The organism is Arthrobacter sp. Y3223164, from assembly GCF_059091005.1.
Genome location: NZ_JBNHGF010000601.1, coordinates 1 through 1,174, shown reverse-complemented (window position 1 = coordinate 1,174; position 1,174 = coordinate 1). Strand labels below are relative to the sequence as shown.

General features: G+C 66.4%; 1 protein-coding gene. It reads left to right on the top strand.

The window, feature by feature from the left end; all coding sequences use genetic code 11:
* The first annotated feature begins 155 nt into the window (after nucleotides 1–155).
* Entirely contained in the window at nucleotides 156–923 is a 768-nt protein-coding gene (locus AC5RUJ_RS16745; RefSeq protein ID WP_494128648.1) for a PspA/IM30 family protein, read from the top strand.
* Nucleotides 924–1,174: the final 251 nt, after the last annotated feature.

Here is a 1,174-nt window from a genome sequence, read left to right as displayed (position 1 = left end):
GGCGGCTTCGGCGGTTTCGGCGGTGGCGGCGGCGGCTTCGGTGGCTTCGGCGACGGCGGCGGCGCCGGCGGCGGCTTCTAGACCAGACAGACCGGGCAGCCGTCCTGGCTGCTTGGAAGGCAAAGTTCGAGTAATTCCGATCGAAAGGCATCACCGTGGTAAAGCACTCAATTTTCGGCCGCATGGCACAGTTGGCCAAGGCAAACATCAACGCGCTGCTCGACCAGGCGGAGGATCCGCAGAAGATGCTGGACCAAATGGTCCGCGACTACACGAACAACATTGCCGAAGCCGAAAGCGCCGTCGCGCAGACCATCGGCAACCTGCGCATGCTGCAGGACGACTACAACGAAGACCTCGAGAACGCCCGCAGCTGGGGTGCCAAGGCCTTGGCCGCCAGCCGAAAGGCCGATGAGTACCGCGCCTCGGGCCACGCCGCTGACGCCGAGAAGTTCGACAACCTCGCGAAGGTGGCAATCCAGCGCCAGATCTCCTCGGAGAACGAAGCCAAGGGCGCCGAGCCCACGATCTCCTCGCAGACCGAAATCGTGGAAAAGCTCAAGCAGGGACTCAACCAGATGAAGTCCAAGCTCAACGAGCTGCAGAACAAGCGCGACGAGCTGATCGCGCGCGCCAAAACCGCGCAGGCCCAGTCGCAGGTCCACGACGCCATCAAGAGCATCGACATTCTCGACCCGACCAGCGAAGTCGGCCGCTTCGAGGAGAAGATCCGCCGCGAGGAAGCAAAGGTACGCGGCCAGGCCGAGCTGGCCGCTTCCAGCCTGGATGCCCAGTTCGAGAGCCTGGAAGACCTCGGCGAGCAGACGGAGGTTGAGGCGCGGTTGGCAGCCCTGAAGTCCGGGACCGGCCCGGCCCCGTCGTCGCTGGAGGCCGGCAAGGAAGCTACCTCAGAGAGCTACTGAGCACCAGCCCTCCGGCCGCCCTGGCATGAATGGCTCCGTGCCGCACCTTCCGGTGTGGCCCGGAGCCTTTCCTGTCGGCCCGGGTCCTTCCTTTCCGGGGGCGGTGCGATCGCGTTAACGGCGCGGCTTCACGGCCCGGAGAAGGCTGCGGCCGGTGAAACGGCCGGGTCCGGAGGCGCGGATCCGCGCGCGGCGCAGGGCCTTGGGGTTGTAGTGCCGGGGACGGTGCTCGACTGCGTCCGGCACGCCGG